Genomic DNA, 1,107 nt, shown 5'->3' with positions numbered 1-1,107 from the left:
AGGTTAAGGCAACCGTAACGGCTACTGATAATGCTTTAAGTTTCATAATGCGACTTATATTTTATAGATTTAAGTAAAAGTGCACGAATGGTACACGACACTAATAACAATGTTAATAGTAATAGTTATCATTTACATTCTTTACTTACATTTACTTACTTATAATAAAATACAATTTGATTAGGATGTTCTTGCTGTAATTTACTGCTGAATTTTAAATAAACCCTTCTTCGTTTCATCGCTGAACTAGGTAGCCGTAAGTATCGATAGCTTACGGCTTTTTTGTCTCATATCGACACTAATAGTCGACAATTCGACGACTATCAACCAAGTTGAATTAGTCACATTTACACTTAAATATGACTAAAAAACGCATATAGACCAACCTTTCTAAACTACCCATACGAAGCGATAATCAAACTCATAAACAAACTTCAGATATAAAAAATGCCCCTTAAAGGAGCATTTTCTTTATCACTGACACACTAACGTAAATATTAGTACGGTGAGATATTCGAAAGCGACTGAATATGAACCGTGATCTCTTCGCGATCGTGGTAAAGGTGCTTCGCCTGCATCTTGAACTTCACTTTGTTATCAATCAGGAACTGCTTTAGGTTTTCGATATCCTGCAGAACTTCATCGTAACGGCCTTTCATTGGCAGTTTAAGGTTGAACAGTGCTTCTTTCGCCCAGCCTTTGATGATCCACTCACCCATAAGGTGTGCAACACGAGCTGGCTTCTCAACCATGTCACAGATAATCCAAGTGACGTTCTTACGGTCAGGTTCGAATTTAAAACCATCCACCATGTGGTGCTTAATTTGACCCGTTTCCATTAGGCTATCTGCCATCATGCCGTTATCAACACAGTGAACAAACATAGAGCGCTTAACCAATTGGTAAGTCCAACCACCTGGACACGCGCCTAAATCTACGCCCCACATACCCGGAGCCAGACGTTCGTCCCACTCATCACGAGGGATGAATACGTGGAATGCTTCTTCTAGCTTCAATGTAGAACGACTTGGTGCATCTGATGGGAACTTCAAACGAGGAATACCCATGAAGAACTGCGAGTTGTTGGTTGGGTAAGAGTAACCAACA

Annotated in this window: 1 protein-coding gene; it reads right to left on the bottom strand. The window is 39.7% G+C overall.

The annotated features are described in order from the left end of the window. Positions 1–497: 497 nt before the first annotated feature. On the bottom strand, positions 498–1,107 hold a 610-nt coding region (gene rlmM / locus AB4496_RS27345; RefSeq protein ID WP_372133094.1), incomplete at its 5' end, for a 23S rRNA (cytidine(2498)-2'-O)-methyltransferase RlmM.

This window comes from Vibrio sp. 10N.222.46.A1 (genome assembly GCF_041473595.1).
Classification (GTDB): domain Bacteria; phylum Pseudomonadota; class Gammaproteobacteria; order Enterobacterales; family Vibrionaceae; genus Vibrio; species Vibrio tasmaniensis_A.
The sequence above is the reverse complement of the archived record's forward strand: the minus strand, read 5'-3'. Positions and strand labels throughout refer to the sequence as shown.